This is a genomic window from Methylobacterium sp. WL116 (assembly GCF_008039455.1).
Lineage (GTDB): Bacteria > Pseudomonadota > Alphaproteobacteria > Rhizobiales > Beijerinckiaceae > Methylobacterium.
The window spans coordinates 1-2,980 of the sequence record NZ_VRUV01000534.1; the positions used below are offsets into that span (position 1 = coordinate 1).

Annotated in this window: 4 protein-coding genes; 2 read left to right on the forward strand and 2 right to left on the reverse strand. The window is 71.5% G+C overall.

Going from position 1 to position 2,980, the window contains the following annotated elements; genetic code table 11:
- The first annotated feature begins 109 nt into the window (after positions 1–109).
- Positions 110–769 carry a 3-oxoacid CoA-transferase subunit B gene (locus tag FV223_RS24090; protein ID WP_147729342.1) on the forward strand — a complete coding sequence of 220 codons (660 nt, stop codon included), beginning with the start codon at positions 110–112 and terminating at the stop codon, positions 767–769.
- Between the two features lie 3 nt (positions 770–772).
- Here the strand turns inward: FV223_RS24090 and FV223_RS24095 are convergent, their stop codons facing one another.
- Positions 773–1,570, reverse strand: coding sequence for an ABC transporter permease subunit (locus tag FV223_RS24095; protein ID WP_147729343.1), 798 nt, complete (start codon positions 1,568–1,570; stop codon positions 773–775).
- Positions 1,567–2,487: an ABC transporter permease subunit gene (locus tag FV223_RS24100; protein ID WP_147729344.1), complete on the reverse strand. Its 921-nt coding sequence runs from the start codon at positions 2,485–2,487 to the stop codon at positions 1,567–1,569. The genes FV223_RS24095 and FV223_RS24100 overlap by 4 nt, the downstream gene beginning before the upstream one ends.
- Positions 2,488–2,837: 350 nt before the next feature.
- Here FV223_RS24100 and FV223_RS32055 point away from each other — a divergent pair.
- Positions 2,838–2,980: TOBE domain-containing protein (locus FV223_RS32055; RefSeq protein ID WP_281407468.1), on the forward strand; the 143-nt coding region annotated here is incomplete at its 3' end.

Sequence of the window (2,980 nt, forward strand, 5' to 3'; positions counted from 1 at the left end):
GCGCGGGACGCGCCCCACAGGAACCCGGCCGGCAGGCCGCAAGCGCGAAGCGCGTCGCCGCGGGTGCGGCGGACGGCGCGGGACGCGCCCCACATCAGGAGATCGAAAAATGGCCTGGACCCGCGAGCAGATGGCGGCGCGTGCCGCGCGTGAGCTGGAAGACGGCTTCTACGTGAACCTCGGGATCGGCATCCCGACGCTGGTGTCGAACTACATTCCCGAGGGCATGTCGGTGCAGCTCCAGTCGGAGAACGGTATGCTCGGCATGGGGCCGTTCCCGTTCGAGGGCGAGGAGGACGCCGACCTGATCAATGCCGGCAAGCAGACGATCACGGCGCTGCCGACGACGAGCTACTTCTCCTCGGCCGATTCGTTCGGGATGATCCGCGGCGGGCACATCAACCTGTCGATCCTGGGCGCCATGCAGGTGGCCGGAAACGGCGATCTCGCCAACTGGATGATCCCCGGCAAGATGGTGAAGGGCATGGGCGGCGCCATGGACCTCGTGGCCGGCGTCAAGCGCGTCGTCGTCGTGATGGAGCACGTGGCGAAGAACAAGGACGGCACCGAGAGCCCGAAGCTGCTCAAGGAATGCGACCTGCCGCTCACCGGCACGCACGTGGTCGACCTCGTCATCACCGACCTCGGCGTGTTCACGATCGACAAGCACGGCGACGGCGGGATGCGGCTGATCGAGCTCGCCGACGGCGTCACCGAGGAGGAGATCCGCGGCAAGACCGAGGCGGCCTACACGGTGGCGCTCGCCTGAAACTTACACCGCGGCTCGGCTGCCCCGCCTGGCGCCGAGCCACGTCGCGGCGCCGACCGCGAGGCCGACCGCGGCGATGAGCAGCGTCGAGGCGGCGTTGATCTCGGGGTTCACGCCGAGCCGGACCTGGCTGTAGAGCCGCATCGGCAGGGTGGTCGCGCCGGGCCCCGAGACGAAGCTCGCGACGACGAGGTCGTCGAGCGACAGGGTGAAGGCGAGCAGGAACCCGGCGGCGATGCCGGGGGCGAGCAGCGGCAGCGTCACCGTCGCGAACACCCGGAACGGCCCGGCGCCGAGGTCGGCGGCGGCCTCCTCCAGGTCGCGGTCGAGCCCGCGCAGGCGGGCGGCGACCACGACCGCGACGAAGCCGGTGCCGAGGGTGGCGTGGGCGACGACGATCGCGCCGAGGCCGCGGTCGATGCCGACCCCGACGAACAGCAGCAGCAGCGACAGGCCGGTGATCACCTCCGGCATCACCATCGGCGCGGTGACGAGCCCGGTGAACGGCGTGCGCCCGCGGAAGCGTCCGTGCCGCGCGAGCGCGAGGGCGGCCAGCGTGCCCAGCGCCGTCGCGATGACGGCCGACAGCGTCGCGACGCGGAGCGACACCCAGGCGGCCTCGAGCAACGGCCCGTCGGCGAGCAGGACGCCGTACCACCGTGTCGAGAACCCGCCCCACACCGTGACCAGGGCCGAGGCGTTGAACGAGTAGACCACCAGCACCAGGATGGGCGCGTACAGGAAGCCGAGCCCGAGGAGCAGCGCCGTGCGGGTGAGCGCGGTCGGACGATGCGCGGTCATGGTGCGCCCTCGCCGCTCGCGGCCTCGGCGGCGGCGTCGCGGAACAGCACCACCGGGCCGACGACGAGAATCAGCAGCAGGATCGCCACCGCCGAGGCGAGCGGCCAATCCCGGTTGGTGAAGAACTCGCTCCAGAGCACGCGCCCAAGCATCAGCGTCTCGGAGCCGCCGAGCAGGTCCGGGATCACGAACTCGCCGACCATGGGGATGAAGCACAGCGCCGCGCCCGCCAGCAGCCCGGGCAGGGCGAGCGGCAGCGTCACGGTCCAGAACACCCGCGTCGGCGAGGCGCCGAGGTCGGCCGCCGCCTCGCGCAACGCCGGATCGAGGCGGCTCAGCACCGCGTAGAGCGGCAGGACCATGAACGGCAGGTAGGCGTAGACGAGGCCGATCAGCACCGCGGCGGGGGTGTTCAGGATCTCCAGCGGCTGCGCGATCAGCCCGAGGCGCAGCAGCCCGAGATTGAGCAGGCCTTCGGGCTTCAGGATCGCGATCCAGGCGTAGACCCGGATCAGGAAGCTCGTCCAGAACGGCACCACGACGAGCGCGACGAGCAGCGGCTGGCGCGCCGCCGGGCTGCGGGCGATGGCGTAGGCGAGCGGCGTGGCGATGCCCGCCAGGATCGCGGTCGCCGCGAGCGCGTAGGCCAGCGACGTCAGGGCCGCGTCGCGATAGAGCGCGTCGGTGGCGAGCGTGACGTAGTTCTCGAAATTGAGCGCCCTGAGGAAGTCCGACCAATCCCCCGCGCCGCCCCGCCAGTCGAGCACCGGCAGGTACGGCGGCATCGCGGTCGCCGGCTCCGACAGGCTGATCTTCAAGGTGATGACGAACGGCACCAGGAAGAAGGCGCCGAGCCAGAGCCAGACCGGCAGGCGGAGAAGGACGCGCAGGCGGCTCGCGCTTGGGGACGTCGTCATCGTCCCGGTCTCCCGGACTTCGCTTTCACACCCTCCCTGTCATCCCGGGGCGCCGAAGGCGAGCCCGGGATCCAGATGCACTGGTCGTGCTGGAGATGGCGCCGTCGGCGGCTCTGGATCCCGGGCTCTGATGCGCAGCCCCGGGATGACCGCGGCGGGGCGACTGGCAGGGTCTTAGATTCGGTAACGATTTTGAGCCCGGCAGCCGTTCGGGAGCGGGTGCCCGGCCCCTCATCGTCCCGTGCATCGCGCATGACCGATGACCTCATGCCGGCAGGATCGTCGCGGCGTCGGGGGCGAAGCGGACCGCGACCGCTTCGCCCACGGCCGGCGCCGACATCGTCCTCGCCGTGCGTCCCGAAGACCTGAGCCTGAGCGGGGAGGGCGTGCCCGGGACGCTGGTCGAGGAGACCTTCCTCGGCGACCGCACCCGCCGCGTCGTCCGCCTCGCCGACGGCACCTGCCTGCGCGCGACAACCGCGCCGGGCGAGGG